Genomic DNA, 21147 nt, shown 5'->3' with positions numbered 1-21147 from the left:
TTTTTGCAGCGAGTTCCCAATGGCAAGGCCCTAAAACAAGGCATAAATCAGGGGATTATGACGCTTTTCCGTCCACTTTGCCGCCATTTTCAAGAAGCGCCGATAACCGGGCGATATCGCCGCTGTCAAGGCTGCGGATTCGCTTGGCCAGACGATTGGCAAATTCGGTATATTCGGGCGGCAGGCCCGAGGTATCGACCACCACACGCGGATCGGAAGAGCCGGCAACGAGGAAGAGTTCCTCGGCCTCATCCCAAATGATGTTGAAGTAGCCTGCGATGCGCTGCAGCAGATCGAAGCTCGGCACACCGCGCTTTCCATGCTCGAGCGCCGAGAGATAGGCGGGCGAGACATTGAGCGCCGCAGCCATCTCTTTCTGCGTGACGCCCTTGCGGGCGCGCAGCTTGCGGACTGCTTCGGCAAACGGCGTCACGAGTTTTCCCCGGGTCGCCGTGAGAGGCGGATATAGAGGGCACCCGCCCCACCATGATGTTGGGCCGCAGGTTCATATGACGAAATCAGAAAACGAAATTCCGGCTTGGAAAACCAGAGCGGCACTGCGCGCTTCAAGGCGCCTTCGCTGCCCATTGAACTGCCTTTTCCAGTGATGACAAGGACATGCCGCATGCCGCGTTCATGCGCGCGGATCAGGAAATCGAGCAGAAATGAATGCGCCTCACTCTGGACCATACCATGAAGATCGATCCGAGCTTCCAGCGCCAGCTTACCCTTGGCAATCTTGCGCTTGACCGGACGCTCCAGCGGATGGTGGACGCCCGAGGGCTGTTTTGCGGGTATCTGGGCTGCTGCTTGCTGCGGGAGCGGTGTGGCCGCCCTCTGCTTTTCTACTTTTTCCTGTTCGGCGGCCGCTTCAGCCTCCGCCAAGAAGGCATCGAGGGCAGTCAATTCATTCGTCTTGCCGGGCATGGGCCGGGTACTGCGGGCGACCTTGCCCCAGAGGATCCTCTCGTCTGCACTGAGCTTGCGGTCCTTCGCCATCAGAGGAACCTCGCTGCAGCGCCATTGGGGATGAGAATTGCGAAATCGGCATCGTTGCGTACCGTTCCCGCCAACTCTCCTGCATCATAGCCCGAACCAGTGAAAATATCTCCGCGCGCGGGACCGACAATTGCCGAACCGGTGTCCAGCGCCAGCATCAGCCGTTGAAACGGCTTGCCGGCATCAAGGTGTGTCAGGGTTTCGGAGCGGATGAAAAATGGAAAACCGAATGTATGGATCAGGCGGTCGACGGCGAGCGAACGCCCTGCGGGCAGCGGCACTTTCGCTGCGGCGATCGGCCCTGCATTTACATTGTCAACCGCTGTTTCTCGAAAGAAAATATAGGACCGGTTATGCCAGAGGACTTCGTCGATCTGGTCCGGATGAGCGGCAAGCCACGCACGGATCGCCTGCATCGAAATTTTCGCGCGGTCGATCTCGCCGCGGTCGATCAGCAGCTTGCCGATCGCCGAAAACGGATGACCGGCTTTTGCGGCGTAGGTGATGCGGCCAAGTCTGCCATCCGGATAGCGTAGCCGGGCAGCGCCCTGCACATGGACAAAGAAAAGATCGACCTCCGATTTAACCCAGGCGATCTCGAGACCACGGCCTTCGAGATAGCCCTGATCGATGTCGCGGCGATCCGGATAGGCATCGATCAGTCCGTCACGCACACGCCCGAATGCGTAGGAACTATCGAGATTGCCAGGACGATTTTGATCGTCGAGGTCGACAAGATCGTCCGGTCGCCGGTAGATCGGAAACCGGTAGGTCGCGTCCCGTCTGTCGGAAACTTCGATTTCGGGTTCGTAGAAGGCGGTGACGAAACCGCTAGCACCGTCGGCCCGGACAATCCGAAACGGCTGACAGTGCTTCTCGAAAAAGGCGCGCGCTTCGTCGGCCGAAGACGGACGAAACGCCTCTGCTTCCTCCAGCAATGGAAGGAGGTCTGCTGAACTCAGCCCCAGCGACCCGCTACGATAGTGTTTCGTTTCGGAAATATGGCGGCGACAGGCAGCCATGACTTCAAAAAGGCTGGAGGGATCGTCATCCCTCCAGCCTTTCAATGCGTCGAAACTGACTGCCTGAAGGGTAAAGCCGGCTGCGTCACTCATGTTCCGATTCGGTCGCGACGAGTTTCCAGTTGGGGTCACGCGATCGCGTATCGCGAGCGAAGGTCCAGAGATCGTTGACCTCGGCGACATTTTCGGCATCGCCATCGATCAACACATCGCTCTTGTCGTAAGTCGCTGAGATCAGCTGGCTGATGATGCGCACAGTGATTTGCGCCTCGCTGCCCTTGGTCTCGGCATGGGTGATCTCGGCCTTGTCGATGCCCACGAAAGTGGACTTCATCTTCTCGCCCTTGCTTTCGCGATCGCTGATCGCCGCGTCGAAGCCGTCATAGACTTCCCGGGAGAGAAGATTCTTCAGCGTTTTGCGATCGCCATCGGCAAAGGCCATGACAATCATCTCGTAGGCCATCCGGGCGCCGTTCAAGAATTCCTTCGGGTCGAAGGAGGCATCGGCTCTGTTGAGCGCGCGCAGCGATTCGTTCAGCGGCGTGCCTGCCGGCGCGAAGGCGTCGATGGCGGAAAAGCGATCTTCCTCTTCTCCGTTCACATCGCGCCGCGGCAGGGTTACGACCTTGCCGGCATCGGCGCTATCGTTTTGCACAGCATCCCGTGGCGTATAGAGATCACGCGGCGGCTTCTCATTTCCGGTGCGGCGTCCAAGAACGGACCGAAGCTGAAAGAAAATCAGCACCGCCGCCACCAAGAAAAATAATGTGATGAAGTCGTTTGAACTCATATCCCGCCGTTCGCTGTTAACATCCCTGATTTCTAACCCCATATAGTCCGGCTATACGAATGATTCAAATCATGGCTGGTATCTTTGCCACTGCCAAGAGGAGCCCGGGCCACTCGGGATAAAGAGATGCGTTTTTCCATGCTGCCGGTTTTCGCGCTGCTTCTGCCGCTTGCCGAGATCGCCGGCTTCGTGATTGTCGGCCGCGCAGTCGGACTCGCCGCGACGCTGGCGCTTGTCCTGCTTGGCTTTGTCATCGGTTCGTTCCTCTTACGCCGGCAAGGTATCAGCACCCTGCGCCGCATGTCTGCCGAAGGGCGCGGCGGTACAATGCCCGGACGGGAATTGCTCAATCCGGCGATGAACGTGATCGCGGCGCTGCTCTTCATCATCCCCGGCTTTCTCTCGGATATACTGGCGATCCTGCTTCTTATCCCGCAGGTTCGCAACCTGCTCTGGCGGTCGATTGCGAAGCGTTTCGTCGTCGTCGGCACCAGCGGCGGAGGCTTCTCCGCATCGTCGCGTCCGGATTTTGAGAACCGGCCGGGCAAGCCGAGCGATTCAAAGGTGGTCGATCTCGATGAAGAGGACTATCATCGCCAACCGAACGAAAACTCACCTTGGTCCGGAAAAAGGCTCGGCGACTAGGGCCGAGGCACGTTAACTGCCCCGGAGGCCCAGGGTTGTAAGCCCCTCCCCGAAATGTTAGATGGCGGCACCATCCAATGCCCCTCGAGGAAAAGCCCATGGCAGACGACAACAACAGCAACGGCGCAACGAGCCCGACCCTTTCGATCCTTGCCCAGTACGTCAAGGATCTTTCCTTCGAAAACCCGGGCGCACCGCGCTCGCTTCAGGCCCGCGACAAGGCACCGGCGATCAACATCAATGTGAACGTCAACGCCAATCCGCTGTCCGACACGGATTTCGATGTCGTGCTTTCGCTGATTGCCGAAGCCAAGGAAGGCGACAAGACGGTCTTCCACACCGAGCTCGTCTATGGTGGCGTCTTCCGCGTTGCCGGCTTCCCCCAGGAACACATGCTGCCGGTTCTCTTCATCGAGTGCCCGCGCATGCTTTTCCCGTTTGCGCGCCAGATCATTGCCGACGTCACGCGCAATGGTGGCTTCCCGCCGCTGATGATCGATCCGATCGACTTCGCGCAGATGTTCGCGCAGCGTGTTGCTGAAGAGCAGGCCCGTTCCAAGGTTCAGGCCGTTCCGAACTAAGCCGCTCTTCACAGGCCCTCGAAATCAGATGCCCGGCTTTTGTCCGGGCATTTTTATTTTCAATTGAGCTGTTCGTATTTCGACCAAACCGCCTTTTGACCAAGCTTGGCGACCAGGGCCTCATGGGCCTCGGCTTCCGCTTCGCTCAATCGCGGCGCCAGGGGCCGCGGTCTCTCCATGATGGCTGCGACCACAACTTCGTCTGCCTCGGCATTGTCCTTGTTCTGGCTCGCAGATCCTGCGACGCCGAGCCCCAGTGCAGCCTGCCGGCCGCCGATCATTTCTATGTAGACTTCGGCGAGAAGTTCGGAGTCGAGGAGAGCACCGTGTTTGGTACGGTGCGAGTTGTCGATGCCATATCGGCGGCAGAGAGCGTCGAGCGAGTTCGGTCCCATCGGATGCTTGCGGCGAGCAAGAGAGAGCGTGTCGATCACGCGATCCGGCAGGATCGGCGGCTGGCCAAGCCTGGCAAGCTCGGCATTCACGAAGCCCATGTCGAAAGTGGCGTTGTGGGCGATCCACTTGCCGTCGTCGCCGAAGAATTCCAAGATCTCCTCGACGACATCGGCAAAGGGCGGCTTGTCCTTCAGGAACTCGTCTGTGATGCCGTGAACGGCGAGCGCATCCGGATGGACCTTCTGATCACCCGGATTGACGAAAAGGTGAAGCGTCCTTCCTGTCGGGAAATGATTGAAGAGTTCGATGCCGCCGATTTCGATGATGCGGTCCATGCGGTTGTCGAGGCCGGTGGTTTCCGTATCGAAAATGATCTCACGCATGTGGGACTTCTTCCTTCGCTATCCGCTTCTTCAAGTCGGCGACGATATCTGTCACCTGTTCTCTCGTCGTCTCTATGGCGTGGCTGCTATCCACGATGTAGTCGGCCCGACGGCGTTTTTCCTCATCCGACATCTGGCGGGAGAGAATCATATTGAATTTTTCTTCCGTCATGTTCGGGCGCGCAAGCACCCTCTCCCGCTGAATCTGTGGATCGGCGCTGACAACGACAATGACATCCACCCTGTTTTCCGCGCCGGTTTCAAAAAGCAGGGGGATGTCGAGCACGACCATATCTGCTCCCGCCTCTTTCTGCCGTGCCAGGAATTCACTCTCCCGCTTGCGCACCAGGGGATGAACAATCTCTTCGAGCCGCTTGAAGCCAGTTGGATCTCGAGCGAGTTGCCGACCAAGCTGCTCGCGGTCGACGACACCGTTCTTCATCGTACCGGGGAAAGCAGCGTTGACCAAAGGTGCTGCCTCGCCGGCATAGAGATCGTGTACGACAGCATCCGAATCGTTGACCGCGACACCGGCTTCGGCAAAGAGCTTCGCCGTTGTCGACTTGCCCATTCCGATGGAGCCGGTGAGGCCGATCTTCAGCATCAGTGTCTTTCCATATCGGCAATGATCAATGCGCGTAGCGTTTCATCGACGACGGGCCGCCTGCCGAACCATTTTTCAAATCCCGGAACCGCCTGATGCAAGAGCATGCCGAGGCCATCGACGATAGCAAAACCCTGTTCTTCTGCCTGTGCGAGGATCGGTGTTTTCAGCGGCACATAAACGATGTCGGTGACGACCGCGTCCGAGAGCATCGGAGAGAAATCGATGGCGGGCGCTGCCTCGCCGTCCATGCCGAGAGAGGTGGTGTTGATGAAGAGGCCTGCCCCCTTCATCACCTCGCCGAGAGCTGCGGTCGGGTGAGCGTGGACTTTCGAACCGAAGCGATCGGCCAGTTCTTGCGCCCGCTCTACGGTGCGGTTGACGACATGGATTTTCTTGAAGCCGCGGTCGCGGACCGCTTGGATGACGGCGCGACTTGCACCGCCGGCACCCAAGATGACGACCTGGTCATGCCGGTCCCATCCCGGATGGCGCTGATCGAGATTGGCGGTGAAGCCGCGACCATCCGTATTGGTCGCGAGTATTTGCCCGTCCTCCAGCCACAGCGTATTCGAGGCTCCGAGTTCTTCCGAAAGCTCATCCGGCCTGTCAGCGAGTTTGAACGCCATCTCCTTATGGGGAATCGTGACATTGCCTCCGACGAAACCGGCGCTGCCGGTTCTTAAAGAGACGATAAAATCTGCAAAGGTTTCCGGGGCGACCTCATGCGCGCGGTAGCTGCCGGGCAGATCGAGGGTCTTCAACCAATAGCCGTGGATCAATGGTGAGCGCGAGTGCTTGACGGGAAAGCCCGTGACAAACGCCTTCGGCCCATGTGTTTCACGTGAATCATCCATCGATCGCATCCAGTTCCCGGAGTTTTGCAAGAAGGGGCAGCATGGGTAGTCCGAGGATCGTGAAGTAATCTCCGTCGATCTTCTCGAACAGCTGGATCCCCTCTCCCTCAAGCTGATAGGCACCGACGCTTGCCAGCGCCTTTGATCCGACGCGCTTCAAATGGCGCGCAATAAAATCATCTGTCAGCGGGCGCATCGCCAGTTCGGCATGCGCCACATGCTGCCATAGGACCTCGCCGTCTCTGACGATGGCGACTGCGCTATTCAGGCGGTGCGTTTTGCCGCCTAGCATGCGCAGATGGTTGGCGGCATCCGCAATGTCCTTCGGCTTGTGAAAGACCTGGGTACCAAGTGACATCGTCTGGTCCGAACCGATGACGAGGGCACCACCGAAGCGCCGGCTGACTTCACCCGCTTTTGCCTCGGCTAGAACGAGTGCCACCTCATCCGGCGTAGCGCCCGATTTTTCCAGAGGTGCTTCGATTGCCCGTTCGTCAATGTGAGCGGCATGGGCTTCAAAAGCCAAGCCAGCATTTTTCATCAGCATCTGCCGGAACGGGCTCGATGATGCGAGAACGAGCTTCGGTGTCATCCAGGTCCTCGAGAGCGATTCAGTCGTTCAGCGCTTAACGCAGCTTTGGGCGCAGGGCAACGATTGCCGCTGCGGTTTCCTCGATCGAGCGCCGGGTGACGTCGATCATTGGCCAATTGTGGCGAGCGCAAAGGGAGCGCGCATATTTCAGCTCCTCCGAGATTGCGGCACGGTCGGTATAATGTTCCCGATCGAAACCAGGCGTTGAGCCGAGAAGGCGATTTTCCCGGACCTGAGAAATCCGGTCCGTCGTGGCGATGAGGCAGACGATCAAGGGTTTCGTCGCGGTGGCCAAAGCTTCGGGCAAAGGCACGCCGTAGACGATCGGGATATTCGCAGTCTTGATGCCACGGTTTGCGAGATAGATGCTGGTCGGCGTCTTCGACGTGCGGCTGATGCCGACGATGACGACATCGGCTTCATTATAATCCTCCGGCATCTGGCCGTCGTCGTGATCCATCGTGAAATTCAGTGCTTCAATGCGCGCGAAGTAGCCGGCATTCATGACGTGCTGCGCCCCGACCCGCCTTCTCGAGGGAGCTCCGAGATAGATCTGGAACGCGCCGATAACAGGTTCCAGCACATTGACGGAGGCAACGCCCATTTCCGAGCAGCGTTCATCAATGATGCTGGCAAGCTCGGGATCGACGATCGTGTAGAGAACAATGCCGGGTTCACTGTCGATCGCCTGAAGGACAGGCATCAGCTGCTTACGGTTTCGGATCAGCGGATAGACGTGCTCGATCGGCTGAGACGACTTGAACTGAGCCGAGGCGGCGCGGCCGGCGGAGATCAGAGTCTCGCCGGTCGAGTCAGAAATCAGATGCAGATGGAAGAAGTTCGTTCTGTTCTCCACGCTATTTTCCGCTGCCTGTTGAAAAGACTGGACAGCGAAGAGCTAATGGCGGGGCGGGGATCGAGGCAAGGGAAAACATGCCCGATTATCCACATCCGGAACTTTCGAGCGTCACTCGGGAGACGCTTGTGGACTGTGGGGATGATATTCATGCCTTCCGAGATGATGCACAGCTTGTCCACAAGTCGAGGGTCAAAGTGAAGGCTTGGAAGGCCTTGGAATCTTTGCCGGATTCGAAGCGATCACCATTTTCTTCAGAGGCAAAGGAATTTCGATCCTCGTCAGTGCCGCGGGCGTGACAAATCGCGCTGTCAGTGGATGGATTTTAATCCTTGATAGACACCGACTCTAAGAAATAGAAACCTTTTAAAATATCTTTGGATTTTTATAGGGAAGAAGCGCTTGACCGAAACGCGCCGGAAAATCATGCGGGTTCTCGACGGAGAAACCCTCTCGCCCCCTCCCCTCTGGCTCATGAGACAGGCAGGTCGCTATCTGCCCGAATACAGGGAAACGCGCGCGAAGGCAGGAAGTTTCCTCGATCTCTGTTATTCGCCTGACCATGCAGTCGAGGTGAGCCTTCAGCCGATACGGCGCTACGGTTTTGACGCCGCTATCCTGTTTTCGGATATCCTCGTCATTCCCGATGCGATGAAGCGCAATGTGCGTTTTACCGAGGGGCATGGCCCGGAGATGGATCCGATTGATGAGACAGGCATCGCTGGGCTCGACGGGGAAAATGTCGTCGATTACCTGCAGCCTGTGCTGGAGACGGTAAAGCGTCTGAGGAATGAGCTGCCTTCAGAAACGACGCTCCTCGGCTTCTGCGGCGCTCCCTGGACGGTTGCGACCTATATGATCGCTGGCCGAGGCACACCTGACCAGGCGCCTGCGCGTCTGTTCGCGTATAGGCATCCGCGTGCGTTCGAGCATTTGCTGATGCTGCTTGCGGATGTCTCTGCCGACTATCTCGTGGCCCAGATCGATGCGGGTGCTGATGCGGTGCAGATCTTCGATTCCTGGGCCGGTGTTCTCGGCGAGAAGGAATTTGAAGCTTTCGCAATCCGTCCGGTGGCACGCATGATCGCTTCAATCAGGTCGCGGCGACCGCAGGCGCGGATTATCGCTTTCGCCAAAGGTGCGGGCTACCTGCTCAAGACCTACCGGCAGAAGACCGGGGCTGATGCGATCGGGCTCGACTGGTCGGTGCCGCTTGCCTTTGCGGCCGAGCTGCAGAAGGACGGAGCAGTGCAGGGCAATCTCGATCCAATGCGTGTGGTGGCTGGCGGTCGCTCACTGGAGGAAGGTATCGACGATATTCTTCAGGTGCTCGGAAACGGACCGCTGATCTTCAATCTCGGGCATGGCATTACGCCGCAGGCGGATCCGGAGAATGTAAGCCGTCTTGTCGAGCGCGTGCGTGGCGCGAGGGTAGCGTAGTGGAGAAGCAAACGGATAAGCGACCAGGTGTCTATGCGCGCCGGCGCGCCCATTTTGCGCTGATCTTCTTTGCACTTCTGGCCGTCGGGCTTTTCGCCTGGAACCCTGATAATCTCTATCTGTGGATCAAGGCGCTTCACATCATCGCGGTGATTTCCTGGATGGCGGGGCTGTTTTATATGCCACGGCTTTTCATCTATCATACGGATGCGGAGCCGGGTTCGGCGCAATCCGAGACCTTCAAGGTGATGGAGCGGCGGTTGCTCAGGATCATCATGAACCCGGCCATGATGCTGACATGGATTCTCGGCCTTTATCTCGCCTGGTCAGTGTATGGTTTCCAGGGCGGCTGGCTGCATGCCAAGATTGGGCTCGTGGTTCTTCTGACGCTGGTCCATGTTTTCTTCAGCAGGGCCGTAAGCGCCTTTGAACGCGACGAAAACCGCCGTTCGGCCCGCTATTGGCGCTTCATGAACGAGGCTCCGACAGTGTTGATGATCCTCATCGTTATCCTCGTCGTGGTAAAGCCTTTTTAAGGTTGGAGGCGGCTGCGGTTAAATTTCAGTCATTTTAAGCAGCCCCCTTGCGGGCCGGGTTGTGACTCGCTATTTTCCGCGCATCTCATCTTCGTGGCATGTGTGTAGAGTTCAGTCGCCTGCGAGCCCCTTTCGCAGTACCGAATACGACCCAACATCGCCTTTCCCCTTCTAAAATAAAGAGTATTGGTCACTTCATGGCTGAAATGAAGCTTCAGGAACTTAAGAGTAAATCCCCGACGGATCTTCTGGCTTTTGCCGAATCGCTCGAGGTCGAGAATGCGAGCACGATGCGCAAGCAGGAGCTCATGTTCGCAATCCTCAAGGTTCTTGCCAGCCAGGACATCGAAATCATCGGCGAGGGTGTCGTTGAAGTCTTGCAGGATGGTTTCGGGTTTCTGCGTTCTGCAAACGCTAACTACCTGCCCGGCCCGGACGATATCTACATCTCGCCCTCCCAGATTCGCCGCTTCTCGCTGAAGACCGGCGACACGGTCGAGGGTCCTATCCGCGGTCCGAAGGAAGGCGAACGCTATTTCGCACTCCTCAAGGTCAACACGATCAATTTCGACGATCCCGAAAAGATCCGTCATAAGGTTCACTTCGACAACCTGACGCCGCTCTATCCGAACGAGCGGTTCAAGATGGAACTGGATGTTCCGACGTCGAAAGATCTCTCGCCGCGTGTCATCGATCTCGTAGCGCCTCTCGGCAAGGGCCAGCGCGGTCTTATCGTTGCTCCCCCGCGTACGGGTAAAACGGTTCTCCTGCAGAACATCGCGCACTCGATTACCGCGAACCATCCGGAATGCTATCTGATTGTTCTGCTGATCGACGAACGCCCGGAAGAAGTCACGGACATGCAGCGTTCGGTCCGTGGGGAAGTTATCTCTTCCACATTTGACGAGCCAGCGGTTCGGCACGTGCAGGTCGCCGAAATGGTGATCGAGAAGGCCAAGCGTCTCGTGGAACACGGCCGCGACGTTGTCATCCTGCTCGATTCCATCACCCGTCTCGGCCGCGCTTACAATACCGTCGTTCCTTCGTCCGGTAAGGTTCTGACTGGTGGTGTCGACGCCAACGCGCTCCAGCGCCCGAAGCGCTTCTTCGGCGCGGCCCGCAATATCGAGGAAGGCGGCTCGCTGACCATTATCGCGACGGCTCTTATCGATACCGGTAGCCGCATGGACGAAGTCATCTTTGAAGAGTTCAAGGGCACCGGCAACTCTGAAATCGTCCTCGACCGCAAGGTCGCGGACAAGCGTATCTTCCCGGCCATGGACATTCTCAAGTCCGGTACGCGTAAGGAAGACCTGCTCGTGCCGCGCCAGGATCTGCAGAAGATCTTCGTTCTGCGTCGTATTCTCGCTCCGATGGGCACGACGGATGCGATTGAATTCCTTATCGACAAGCTGAAACAGACGAAGAATAATGGTGATTTCTTCGACTCGATGAATACCTGATTATTAGCCGGATTCCTCAGATTGAGGCTGGTGAGTCGTTTATACGACCGCCAGCCTTTTCTGTTTCAGATAGATTCGGAAGCGAACCGATAGGCCGAGGTCCATGGAAGCGTGGAACGATACCATATTTGCTCTTTCGAGCGGTGCGGCGCCGTCAGGCGTGTCCGTTATTCGTGTCAGTGGCCCGCAAACCACTGTGATCTTGGAGGCATTGGCTGGTGAGATTCCATCGCCGCGAATGGCATCATACCGAACGATTCGGACTCGGAACGGTTTTCCCATTGATACCGGTCTGATCCTTTTCTTTCCCGGCCCGGCCTCTTTTACCGGCGAGGATTCAGCAGAATTTCAGATCCATGGCTCAAGAGCGGTTATATCGGCTCTGTCCCGGGAGCTGGCGGCGTTCCCAGATACCCGACTTGCACTGCAAGGCGAGTTCAGCCGCCGTGCTTTTGAAAATGGCAAGCTTGATCTTGTCGAAGTCGAAGGTCTGGCGGATCTTATCGCCGCCGAGACGGAGATGCAGCGCAGGCTGGCGCTCGAACAGAGTTCGGGAGGACTGTCGCGACTATACGATTCGTGGGCGGAACGAATTACGCGCTCTCGTGCCCTAATTGAAGCCGAACTCGACTTTCCGGACGAAGACGACGTTCCAGGCTCCGTTTCAGATCAAATCTGGATATCCCTCATAGAACTTCGCCGAGAGATCCAGGATCATCTTTCGCACGCGGATATTGGGGAAATCGTTCGCGACGGCTTCAAGGTTGTTATTGCGGGCGCACCAAACGCTGGCAAGTCGAGCCTGATGAACTGGTTCGCGCAGAGAGACGTGGCAATCGTCACCGAAATCGCCGGCACGACGCGCGACGTTCTCCATGTCGATATCAATCTGAACGGCTATCTAGTCAGGCTCTATGACACTGCCGGCCTGCGGGATACGGCCGATATCGTGGAGCAGGAAGGTATCAGGAGAGCGCAGGTAGCATTGACCAACGCGGATCTCGTACTTTTTCTGGCAGACATCGGATCATCGAATCCGATAGACGCCGCCGACTTGGAACGCGCACCTTCGCATGTTATTGTCGGGACCAAGCGAGATCTATATCCTTCGGCTGCTTCCTACGATCTTCAGATCTCGACATTGACGGGTGAAGGTCTTCCGGAACTTCGGGACTTCGTTTTCTCCTCTATTGAACAGAAGTTCGAGGGGTTGTCCCTTGCTGTTCCAACACGGGAGCGCCACAGGGATTCGCTTGCGAAGTGCCTGACTGCCCTCTCGGTGGCGATCGATCAGGCGGAGCAGAGTTTGGAGATCAGAGCGGAGTCGTTGAGGCTCTCAAGTGACTATCTGGGACGTATTACCGGACGAGTGGATGTTGAAGATCTTCTCGGCGTCATCTTCTCTGAGTTCTGTATCGGTAAATGATTCACGTGGAACACGGATCGCAGTAGATGCAGAGTTTCACGTGAAACCTTTTGTGGAGTAGCGCATGAGCGCCTGCAGTTATGACGTTATCGTAATCGGAGGCGGTCACGCCGGATCCGAAGCAGCTGCCGCGGCTGCTAGGATGGGTGCGAAGACTGCTTTGGTCACGCATCGACGCGATACGATCGGAATAATGTCCTGCAATCCAGCCATCGGCGGCCTTGGTAAAGGCCATCTCGTTCGCGAGATAGATGCGATGGACGGTCTTATGGGCCGTGTTGCCGATGCAGCTGGCATTCAGTTCCGGATGTTAAACAAGAAGAAGGGTGCCGCTGTTCGCGGTCCACGGACACAGGCCGATCGTAAACTCTATCGCCTTGCTATGCTGGATGCCATTGAAGCCATCGAGAACCTCGACGTGATCGAGGGCGATGCTTTTGATCTAGACATTAGGGACAATCGAGTCGCTGGCGTAATGATGAAGGACGGGAGGCTCATCGCAAGCCCATCTGTTGTCATAACGACCGGCACGTTCCTTCGGGGGCTCATCCATATAGGAAGCGTAAAGACACCAGCAGGCCGGACGGGAGAGCCGCCTTCGATGGGACTTTCGATGACCTTTCTCCGATTGGGTTTGAAACTGGGACGCCTTAAAACCGGGACTCCAGCTCGACTGAACGGAAAGACGATTGATTGGGAATCAGTCGGGCGACAGGCTGCGGATGATGAATTGATTCCGTTCTCCTTCATGACGGACCATATTACAAATCCACAGGTCGAATGCGGTGTAACGAGGACCACGGAAGCGACGCATCGGATCATCGTCGACAATCTGCAGAAATCGGCGATGTATTCTGGCCAGATCGAAGGTGTCGGTCCGCGCTACTGTCCATCGATCGAGGACAAGCTCGTCAAATTTGGCGAGAGAGACGGGCACCAGATCTTTCTTGAGCCAGAGGGGCTCGATGACGACACCGTTTATCCGAATGGAATTTCAACATCTCTACCGGCAGATGTGCAGGCCGCGTTTATTGGCACTATCCCAGGCTTGGAGCGCGTGGAGATATTGCACCCGGGCTACGCGATTGAATATGATCATGTCGATCCACGTGAGTTGACGGCCACGTTGGAAGTCAAGAAGCTTCCCGGACTCTTCCTGGCGGGGCAGATCAATGGAACGACAGGTTATGAAGAAGCAGCCGCCCAAGGCCTTGCCGCGGGCCTTAACGCGGCATTGTCGAGCGGGAACTCGAAGCCGTTCATATTCAGCCGTACAAACTCGTATATCGGCGTTATGATAGACGACCTGACGTCGAGAGGTGTTACGGAACCGTACCGAATGTTCACGTCTCGGGCTGAATATCGATTGACGCTTCGTGCGGACAATGCCGATGCGCGGCTTACGCCCGCAGCGATCGAACTGGGTTGTGTTTCCTCCGAACGCCGTGTTCGTTTTGCGGCATTCCAGAACGAACTGGAGAATGGGAGGGCATTGCTTCAGTCTCTGTCAGTTACGCCGAATGAGGCCCGAAAGTTTGGGCTTAACATTAACTTGGATGGCCAGCGCAGAACCGCCTATGAACTCCTGTCCTATCCCGAGTATACGTTCTCGGATTTGGGACATGTCTGGTGGGATTTGCACGCTTTCTCACGGAAGGTTTCGGAGGCCTTGAAGATTGAGGCGGGTTATTCGGTTTATATGGATCGTCAGGCCGCTGCCATAGAGGCGCAGCGGCGCGATGAGGCGCGAGCGATTCCTATGGACTTTGACTACAGTAGCCTGTCTGGACTTTCGAACGAGTTGAAGAACAAGCTGAACATCCAGAAGCCCGCGAATATAGCGCAGGCTCTGAAGGTGGAAGGCATGACACCCGCAGCGATCTCGCTTCTGTTGGTATATCTGCGCCGCGACGAAAGTGTTCGGACACAAGTCGCCTAATTGCTGCAAGGTTTGAGAGTCTTCGGGAATGGAATTAAACGGATTACGTGTTTCACGTGAAACACAAGAACGTCTGCAGCATTTTGCGGATCTCTTTACGAAATGGGCAAAGGCGATCAATCTTGTAGCGCCTTCCACAATGAGCGATATGTGGAGCCGGCATATTGCGGATAGCGCACAGATATTTCAGATCTCTCCTCAGCCTCAAACGTGGATCGATCTCGGAAGCGGCGGCGGTTTTCCTGGTGTGATTACTGCGATCTTTCTTTCGGAACACCAGCAGGGCTGGGTTCATTTGGTCGAGAGTAACAATAAGAAGGCAGCATTCCTGCGAACAGCGTTGCGAGAAACCGGCGCTCGCGGTGAGGTACATGCGACCAGGATAGAGGATGCGCCAGCAGCAATAGCTGCCTGCGACGCTATTTCCGCCCGTGCATTGGCCGATCTCGATAAGCTGATTGAATATGCGGCGCCCTGGATGGTTGGAACGGAAAATAATCACGCATATTTTCACAAAGGCCGGGATTACCAGAGAGAGATCCAGAAAGCACGTGGTCGCTGGGCTTTTGATCTGCTAGAACACAATAGCGCTGTCGAGCAAGATTCTGTTATTCTCGAAGTATCAAATCTCCGGCGCCTGGTTTAACAACGCGGATATTGCGGCAATGGCTGGCGAACGTAATCGGATTATCACCATCGCAAATCAAAAAGGTGGTGTCGGCAAGACTACCACGGCAATCAATTTGGCAACGGCTCTTGCCGCTATCGGCGAACGAGTACTGATTATCGATCTGGATCCACAGGGTAATGCAAGCACTGGTTTGGGTATTGATCGGCGCAATCGGAAGCTTTCTTCCTATGATCTGATGGTCGGCGAGGCTGGCGTCGTCGAAACCGCCTTGGAAACAGCGGTTCCCAATCTCTTTATTGTCCCCTCGACCATGGATCTTCTCGGCGTCGAGATGGAAATCTCCCAGCAGAGCGACCGTGTCTTCAAACTCAAGAAGGCATTGTCTTCAACCGAGGCGAAGTCCTTTTCTTATATCCTTCTCGACTGCCCGCCTTCCTTCAACCTGCTGACGATGAATGCCATGGCGGCTGCTCATTCGGTGCTGGTGCCTCTACAGTGTGAATTCTTTGCACTTGAAGGTCTGAGCCAGCTTCTGGAGACCGTCAACCAGGTCCGCGGGACGGTCAATCCACAACTCGACATTCAAGGCATCGTGCTGACGATGTTTGATGCTCGTAACAATCTGGCGCAACAAGTCGTAAACGACGTGCGGACCCATCTCGGTGAGAAGGTCTATCACACGCTTATCCCGCGGAACGTTCGCGTTTCGGAAGCGCCCTCTTACGGCAAGCCTGCGATTCTCTACGATCTCAAGTGTGCCGGCAGCCAGGCCTATCTGCAGCTCGCATCTGAAGTTATTCAGCGGGAGCGGCAGAGGCTGGCAGCCTGAACGCGTGCATGACAGAGTAAGCGAGTTTTGAACATGAATGATGATACATCGAAAAGACGGCTCGGCCGCGGTCTCGCAGCCCTTATAGGTGAAATGGATCAGCCTGTTCCGGCGGAAACGGAAAGACCTTCGGTCAGCGCAGACCGGATGATTCCGATCGAGTTCGTCACGCGCAATGCTCGCAATCCTCGCCGTTTTTTTCGATGACGCTGAACTTCACGATCTTGCGAGCTCGATCCGTCAGCATGGTATTGTGCAGCCAATCGTCGTCAGGACGCTCGCGCGGGATCGTTATGAAATTATAGCCGGCGAAAGACGCTGGCGTGCTGCCCAATTGGCAGGCTTGATTGAAATCCCCGTTATCATCCGGGATGTGGATGATAAAACGGCGCTGGAAATTGCGATCGTTGAGAACGTTCAGCGATCCGATCTCAATGCTCTCGAAGAGGCGCTAGGCTATGAGCAGCTCATTGCCGAGTACGGATATACCCAAAACGATCTCGGTGAGATCATCGGCAAGAGCCGCAGCCATGTCGCCAATTCGTTGCGCCTGTTGAAACTGCCTGATCCTGTTCGTGACATGCTGGCTGCCGGCAGCCTTTCTGCGGGACATGCGCGTGCGCTGGTGTCGACATCAGATCCCGCCGCGCTTGCACGTACAATCGTTTCCAAGGGCATGTCAGTCCGCGATGCGGAAAAGCTTGCGCAGAACGACATCAAGGCTCAGTCAGAGCCGCAGGTGGCTGTTCAGAAGAACCAGAAGGATTCCGATACGCTGGCTCTGGAGCGCACGCTGTCGGATACGCTTGGTCTCGACGTATCCATCAACCACAAGGCCGGTGGTGGTCAGATACGAATTTCCTATAAGTCTCTGGAGCAACTCGAGGAAGTCTGCCGGCTTCTGGAACGCCGCTGATCAGGCTTGTGGTCGCCGTGCCGACTGCAGTGTCGTGGAGAGCAATGTCTGGATAGCGATGCTGTCTTCCAATATTTGACGCTGCCTCGTTTGCAGGATGGCGGTCTGCAGGCGCTTCGTTTCACGGGTGATGGCGTCTGCGCTCCAGCTTTTTAGTGCCTGTTCGATGATCGGCTTACGTCGGAAATGAAGATGCCTGCCCTGCGTCTGCATGATCTGTGCGGGCGGCACTCTCTTTTCATCCATTTCGGCCCGCATTGTGTCGAGAAGCTGAAACTGCCGCAGGCAAGCCTGGAGAACCAGGAAGACCGAGGTCTTGGAACTGGTAATCTTCTGCATCGCATGCAGGAAATTGGTGCTGTTACCGCTTAATATCGCGTCAACTGCGTCGTCGACCGAAATCGCGCTGGCGTCCCCAATTATTTCGGTAACGTGATGATCGTCAACCGTTTCCATGCCCCTGCAATAAAGCGCCAGCTTCCGAATTTCGTTTCTGGAAGCAATTCTGTCGCCGCCGATCAGCGCCACGAGAGCTTGCCTCGCAGCAGGCGTTATGCCCAGCCCCTCGGCAGAAAGTTCATTGTCGATCAAGGCGTTTAGAGCGCGGCCGTCGTCGGCATAACAAGGGATTGCCATAGCTGTGCGAGCGGCTTCGACTGTCTTGCGTAACGCCGATCCCTTCTTCAGGTCACCCGCTTCGACGATGATGCTGGCTGCGTCAAGGGAAGCTCCGGACAGAAATGCGACAGCATCGACGAGATATTTCTCGTTTGCGGCTCCCCTCACCCATATCAGCTTTTCGCCGCCGAAAAGACCGATAGACTGGGCTTCATCGACCAGGCGACCGGGCTCTTTCTGCAGATCGCCGACGTCGAGCTTGGTGACGGAGAACGGATCATTCTGATCGATGCCAGTCTTTCCGGCGATCATACCGGCGCGCTCGGAAACAAGTCCGCGGTCGGGGCCATAGATCAGATAGATGCGGTACAGGCGTGCAGATTTCTGCAGGAATCCGTCGAATTCATGGGATTTGATTTCCGCCACGCCATGACTCCCCTAGCGACTGAGCGCGGCGGCGAGGTCTGCTCCCACGAATTCAGCGGCCTGGTTGGCGGCGCGATTTTCGGCATCGAGGATCGCGCGCTGCTTGGCGAATTCCTGACGCGGAAAGTCCACCAGGGACGTCGCGTCGCGTCTGCCCGCCTTGATAACCTGATTGTCTTTGGTAGTGCGCAAAATGAAGCTGACCGAAACATTCACGCGGCCCGCGCGAGACGTGTCCGATGACTGAACGAGCAAGGTATCTGCAACGTAGGACGAAATCTGCAATTCAACCATGTATTCCGGCTTCTCGACTTCGCCGGCGCCCCGGGAAGCCAGGAAGATCAGACGATTGCGAACTACCTGTCCGACACGCGTGCCCGCTTCGGAAAAGCCGACGGAGCCGAGCTTCTCGGTAACGCCGGTACTTTCGGAATAGAGCGGCCGAACCTGGCAGGCGGAAAGAAACGCCGTGGAGACAAGGATCGTGACGATGCCGGCGCGACGCGCAAGCTTGCGGGCGAAATCAGACGACAATGTTTACAATCCTCTGTGGAACCACGATGATTTTTTTCGGTGCCTGACCGTTCAAGACATTCTTCACCGCGTCCAATTCCAGCACGGCTTCGGTGACGGCATTCTGATCTGCGTCGCGAGAAATTGTCAATTCGGCGCGCTTCTTACCGTTGATCTGCACGGGAAGGATCACGTCGTTTTCAACGACCAGAGATGCGTCATAGTCCGGCCAGGCCGCGTGGGCGATGAGTTCCTTGTTGCCAAGGGTCATCCAGCATTCCTCGGCCAGATGCGGCGTCATGGGCGCGACGAGCTGGATCAGGATCTCGGCCGCGTTTCGGATGGCAGCCCGATAGGCTGCATCGCCCTCGCCGGCTGCCACCTTCGTCAGCGGGCCTGCCAGCGCGTTGACGAGTTCGTAGATGCGGGCAACTGCCTTATTGAACCAGAGCCTGTCATAGTCGTTCTGGACGGCCTTCAGCGTCTTGTGGGCGAGCTGCGAGATCGCCAGTGCTTCGCCTTCCTTTGCCGGCTTGGAGTCGACAACGGAAAGTGCTTCAGCGGCTTCGGAAATCAGGCGCCAGAGGCGCTGCGTGAAGCGATGAGCACCTTCAACACCGGCTTCGGACCAGATGACGTCACGATCGGGCGGAGAGTCCGACAGTACGAAGAAACGTGCGGTATCGGCGCCGTATGAGGCGATGATATCATCCGGGTCCACAACGTTCTTCTTCGACTTCGACATCTTTTCGATCGAGCCGATCGCGATTTCCTCGCCTCCATCAAGCAGATAGGCGCTACGCCTGCCGTCGATTTCCTCGATGCGGATATCGGCGGGCGAAATCCATTCGCGATGCATGCCGGCGCCGCGGCTGTAGGTTTCATGAACGACCATGCCCTGGGTGAACAGGCCCTTGAAGGGCTCCTTGACATCCACATGGCCGGTCTCGCGCATCGCCCTGGTAAAGAAACGCGAATAGAGCAGATGCAGGATCGCGTGCTCGATACCGCCGATATACTGGTCGACAGGTAGCCAGCGGTTTGCCGCAGTCGGATCTGTCGGCTGCTTCTCCCAGGGTGCCGTGAAGCGGGTGAAATACCAGCTCGAATCGACGAAGGTGTCCATCGTATCCGTCTCGCGGCGCGCATCCTTGCCGCATTGCGGGCAGGCGATGTGACGCCAGGTCGGGTGACGGTCCAGCGGATTGCCGGGCTGATCGAAAGTCACATCCTGCGGCAGCTCTACCGGCAGGTCCTTTTTTGGAACCGGCACGACGCCGCAATCATCGCAATGAATGACCGGAATCGGGCAGCCCCAGTAACGCTGACGGGAAATGCCCCAGTCGCGCAGACGGAAATTGACCTTGCGTTCGCCCTGCGGCTCATTGCCGAACAGGGTTGAGGACAGCTTGTCGGCAACGACCTGGAAGGCTTCGTCCGTCGTCTTGCCATCGAGGAAGCGTGAGTTGATCATCACGCCCTCGCCGTCATAGGCGACATCACCGACCGTGAAGCTTGCCGCATCGCCGTCCTTCGGCATCACGACGGGTACGACCGACAGGCCGTACTTGCGTGCAAAATCCAGGTCTCGCTGGTCGCCGGAGGGGCAGCCGAAGATGGCGCCTGTGCCGTAATCCATCAGAACGAAGTTGGCGACATAGACCGGCAATTCCCAGGAAGGATCCAGCGGATGCCTCACTCGGATGCCGGTATCCATGCCCTTCTTCTCTGCCGTTTCGAGGGCAGCAAGAGAGGTGCCGGCTCGGCGGCATTCCTCGCAGAAGGCCTCGATGTCCGCATTTCTTCCTGCCGCTTCCCTGGCGAGCGGATGATCGGCGGCGATTGCCAGAAAGGAGGCGCCAAACAGGGTATCCGGGCGCGTCGTGTAGACCACAACCTCGGTTTCGCCGGCAGGTGTGGTTTCCGGGACGATCTCCCAGCGGATCGTGAGACCTTCAGAACGGCCGATCCAGTTCTTCTGCATCAGCCGTACTTTTTCCGGCCACTGGTCGAGCGTATCGAGCGCGTCCAGCAGGTCCTGGCTGAAATCGGTGATCTTGAAGAACCATTGCGTCAGCTCGCGCTGTTCCACCAGCGCGCCGGAACGCCAGCCACGACCGTCGATGACCTGTTCGTTAGCGAGAACCGTATTGTCAACCGGATCCCAGTTCACCTTGGACTGCTTGCGGTAGACGAGACCCTTTTCCAGGAAGTCCAGGAAAAGATGCTGCTGTTGCTGGTAGTATTCGACGTCGCATGTCGCGAATTCGCGCGACCAATCCAGCGAAAGGCCCATCGCCTTCAGCTGTGCCTTCATCGAGCCGATGTTCTGATAGGTCCAGGACGCAGGATGCACGCCACGTTCCATCGCGGCATTTTCGGCCGGCATGCCGAAGGCATCCCAGCCCATCGGATGAAGGACGTTATAGCCGCGGGCGCGCTTATAGCGCGCCACGACGTCGCCCATGGCATAGTTGCGGACATGGCCCATATGGATACGGCCCGACGGATAGGGGAACATCTCTAGGACGTAATATTTCTCGCGCGGATCGGAGTTGTCAGTCTCGAAGACCTTCTCCTCGTTCCATTTCTGCTGCCAGCGGGGCTCAGCATCGCGCGGATTGTAACGTTCGGTAGCCATAGTATCAGAATTTCCGGAAAATCAGGGGAGGTTGGCCGAGACCT

Annotated in this window: 21 protein-coding genes and 1 pseudogene; 10 read left to right on the top strand and 12 right to left on the bottom strand. The window is 57.0% G+C overall.

Annotated elements, in window-relative coordinates; all coding sequences use genetic code 11:
- Positions 1-55 precede the first annotated feature (55 nt).
- From LVY75_32685 to LVY75_32670, 4 genes are read right to left on the bottom strand one after another with little or no spacing between them, the layout of a single operon-like run.
- Complete coding sequence (locus tag LVY75_32685; protein XAZ23494.1) at positions 56-433, bottom strand: helix-turn-helix domain-containing protein; 378 nt, start codon at positions 431-433, stop codon at positions 56-58.
- Complete coding sequence (locus tag LVY75_32680; GenBank protein ID XAZ23493.1) at positions 430-999, bottom strand: Smr/MutS family protein; 570 nt, start codon at positions 997-999, stop codon at positions 430-432. The genes LVY75_32685 and LVY75_32680 overlap by 4 nt, the downstream gene beginning before the upstream one ends.
- Positions 999-2114, bottom strand: a complete 1116-nt coding sequence (locus LVY75_32675; protein ID XAZ23492.1) for a murein transglycosylase A — start codon at positions 2112-2114, stop codon at positions 999-1001. Before LVY75_32675 ends, LVY75_32680 begins: the two co-directional genes overlap by 1 nt.
- Positions 2107-2811 carry a Tim44/TimA family putative adaptor protein gene (locus LVY75_32670; GenBank protein ID XAZ23491.1) on the bottom strand — a complete coding sequence of 235 codons (705 nt, stop codon included), beginning with the start codon at positions 2809-2811 and terminating at the stop codon, positions 2107-2109. Before LVY75_32670 ends, LVY75_32675 begins: the two co-directional genes overlap by 8 nt.
- 126 nt (positions 2812-2937) lie before the next feature.
- On the opposite strand from LVY75_32670, the gene fxsA reads away from it, so the two are divergent.
- Complete coding sequence (gene fxsA, locus LVY75_32665) at positions 2938-3456, top strand: membrane protein FxsA (GenBank protein ID XAZ23490.1); 519 nt, start codon at positions 2938-2940, stop codon at positions 3454-3456.
- Positions 3457-3554: 98 nt separating this feature from the next.
- The gene (gene secB / locus LVY75_32660; GenBank protein XAZ23489.1) at positions 3555-4037 is read left to right on the top strand and encodes a protein-export chaperone SecB; all 483 of its coding nucleotides are present in this window, start codon (positions 3555-3557) and stop codon (positions 4035-4037) included.
- A 59-nt stretch (positions 4038-4096) separates the two neighbouring features.
- Here secB and dnaQ read toward each other — a convergent pair whose 3' ends face one another.
- From dnaQ to LVY75_32635, 5 genes are read right to left on the bottom strand one after another with little or no spacing between them, the layout of a single operon-like run.
- Entirely contained in the window at positions 4097-4816 is a 720-nt protein-coding gene (gene dnaQ, locus LVY75_32655) for a DNA polymerase III subunit epsilon (protein XAZ23488.1), read from the bottom strand.
- Positions 4809-5420: a dephospho-CoA kinase gene (gene coaE, locus LVY75_32650; GenBank protein XAZ23487.1), complete on the bottom strand. Its 612-nt coding sequence runs from the start codon at positions 5418-5420 to the stop codon at positions 4809-4811. The genes dnaQ and coaE overlap by 8 nt, the downstream gene beginning before the upstream one ends.
- Positions 5420-6277 (bottom strand): shikimate dehydrogenase, encoded by an 858-nt coding sequence (locus LVY75_32645; protein XAZ23486.1) that lies wholly within the window; start codon positions 6275-6277, stop codon positions 5420-5422. The genes coaE and LVY75_32645 overlap by 1 nt, the downstream gene beginning before the upstream one ends.
- Positions 6270-6869: a Maf-like protein gene (locus LVY75_32640; protein XAZ23485.1), complete on the bottom strand. Its 600-nt coding sequence runs from the start codon at positions 6867-6869 to the stop codon at positions 6270-6272. Before LVY75_32640 ends, LVY75_32645 begins: the two co-directional genes overlap by 8 nt.
- A gap of 34 nt (positions 6870-6903) precedes the next feature.
- A complete protein-coding gene (locus tag LVY75_32635; GenBank protein ID XAZ23484.1) occupies positions 6904-7725 on the bottom strand; it encodes a kinase/pyrophosphorylase in 822 nt (273 codons plus the stop codon).
- Between the two features lie 402 nt (positions 7726-8127).
- Here LVY75_32635 and hemE point away from each other — a divergent pair, with 402 nt between their 5' ends.
- From hemE to LVY75_32595, 8 genes and pseudogenes are all read left to right on the top strand, one after another.
- Positions 8128-9165, top strand: a complete 1038-nt coding sequence (hemE, locus tag LVY75_32630; protein ID XAZ23483.1) for a uroporphyrinogen decarboxylase — start codon at positions 8128-8130, stop codon at positions 9163-9165.
- Entirely contained in the window at positions 9165-9701 is a 537-nt protein-coding gene (gene hemJ / locus LVY75_32625) for a protoporphyrinogen oxidase HemJ (protein XAZ23482.1), read from the top strand. The genes hemE and hemJ overlap by 1 nt, the downstream gene beginning before the upstream one ends.
- Positions 9702-9898: 197 nt before the next feature.
- Positions 9899-11164 (top strand): transcription termination factor Rho, encoded by a 1266-nt coding sequence (rho, locus tag LVY75_32620; GenBank protein ID XAZ23481.1) that lies wholly within the window; start codon positions 9899-9901, stop codon positions 11162-11164.
- 103 nt (positions 11165-11267) lie between these two features.
- Positions 11268-12590 carry a tRNA uridine-5-carboxymethylaminomethyl(34) synthesis GTPase MnmE gene (mnmE, locus tag LVY75_32615; GenBank protein ID XAZ23480.1) on the top strand — a complete coding sequence of 441 codons (1323 nt, stop codon included), beginning with the start codon at positions 11268-11270 and terminating at the stop codon, positions 12588-12590.
- Between the two features lie 64 nt (positions 12591-12654).
- Positions 12655-14529: a tRNA uridine-5-carboxymethylaminomethyl(34) synthesis enzyme MnmG gene (gene mnmG, locus LVY75_32610; GenBank protein XAZ23479.1), complete on the top strand. Its 1875-nt coding sequence runs from the start codon at positions 12655-12657 to the stop codon at positions 14527-14529.
- 28 nt (positions 14530-14557) lie between these two features.
- Complete coding sequence (gene rsmG / locus LVY75_32605) at positions 14558-15175, top strand: 16S rRNA (guanine(527)-N(7))-methyltransferase RsmG (GenBank protein XAZ23478.1); 618 nt, start codon at positions 14558-14560, stop codon at positions 15173-15175.
- A 19-nt stretch (positions 15176-15194) separates the two neighbouring features.
- Complete coding sequence (locus LVY75_32600) at positions 15195-15989, top strand: ParA family protein (protein ID XAZ23477.1); 795 nt, start codon at positions 15195-15197, stop codon at positions 15987-15989.
- A 33-nt stretch (positions 15990-16022) separates the two neighbouring features.
- A pseudogene (locus LVY75_32595) lies at positions 16023-16905 on the top strand (ParB/RepB/Spo0J family partition protein).
- Here the strand turns inward: LVY75_32595 and holA are convergent.
- Genes holA through leuS form a run of 3 tightly spaced genes read right to left on the bottom strand, consistent with a single transcriptional unit; the run spans position 16906 to position 21103 of the window.
- Positions 16906-17949: a DNA polymerase III subunit delta gene (holA, locus tag LVY75_32590; GenBank protein XAZ23476.1), complete on the bottom strand. Its 1044-nt coding sequence runs from the start codon at positions 17947-17949 to the stop codon at positions 16906-16908.
- A 12-nt stretch (positions 17950-17961) separates the two neighbouring features.
- Positions 17962-18483 (bottom strand): LPS assembly lipoprotein LptE, encoded by a 522-nt coding sequence (gene lptE, locus LVY75_32585; protein XAZ23475.1) that lies wholly within the window; start codon positions 18481-18483, stop codon positions 17962-17964.
- Positions 18473-21103, bottom strand: coding sequence for a leucine--tRNA ligase (gene leuS, locus LVY75_32580; GenBank protein ID XAZ23474.1), 2631 nt, complete (start codon positions 21101-21103; stop codon positions 18473-18475). The genes lptE and leuS overlap by 11 nt, the downstream gene beginning before the upstream one ends.
- Positions 21104-21147: the final 44 nt, after the last annotated feature.

This window comes from Sinorhizobium sp. B11 (genome assembly GCA_039725955.1).
Classification (GTDB): Bacteria; Pseudomonadota; Alphaproteobacteria; order Rhizobiales; family Rhizobiaceae; genus Rhizobium.
This window is presented reverse-complemented; position numbering and strand designations above follow the sequence as displayed.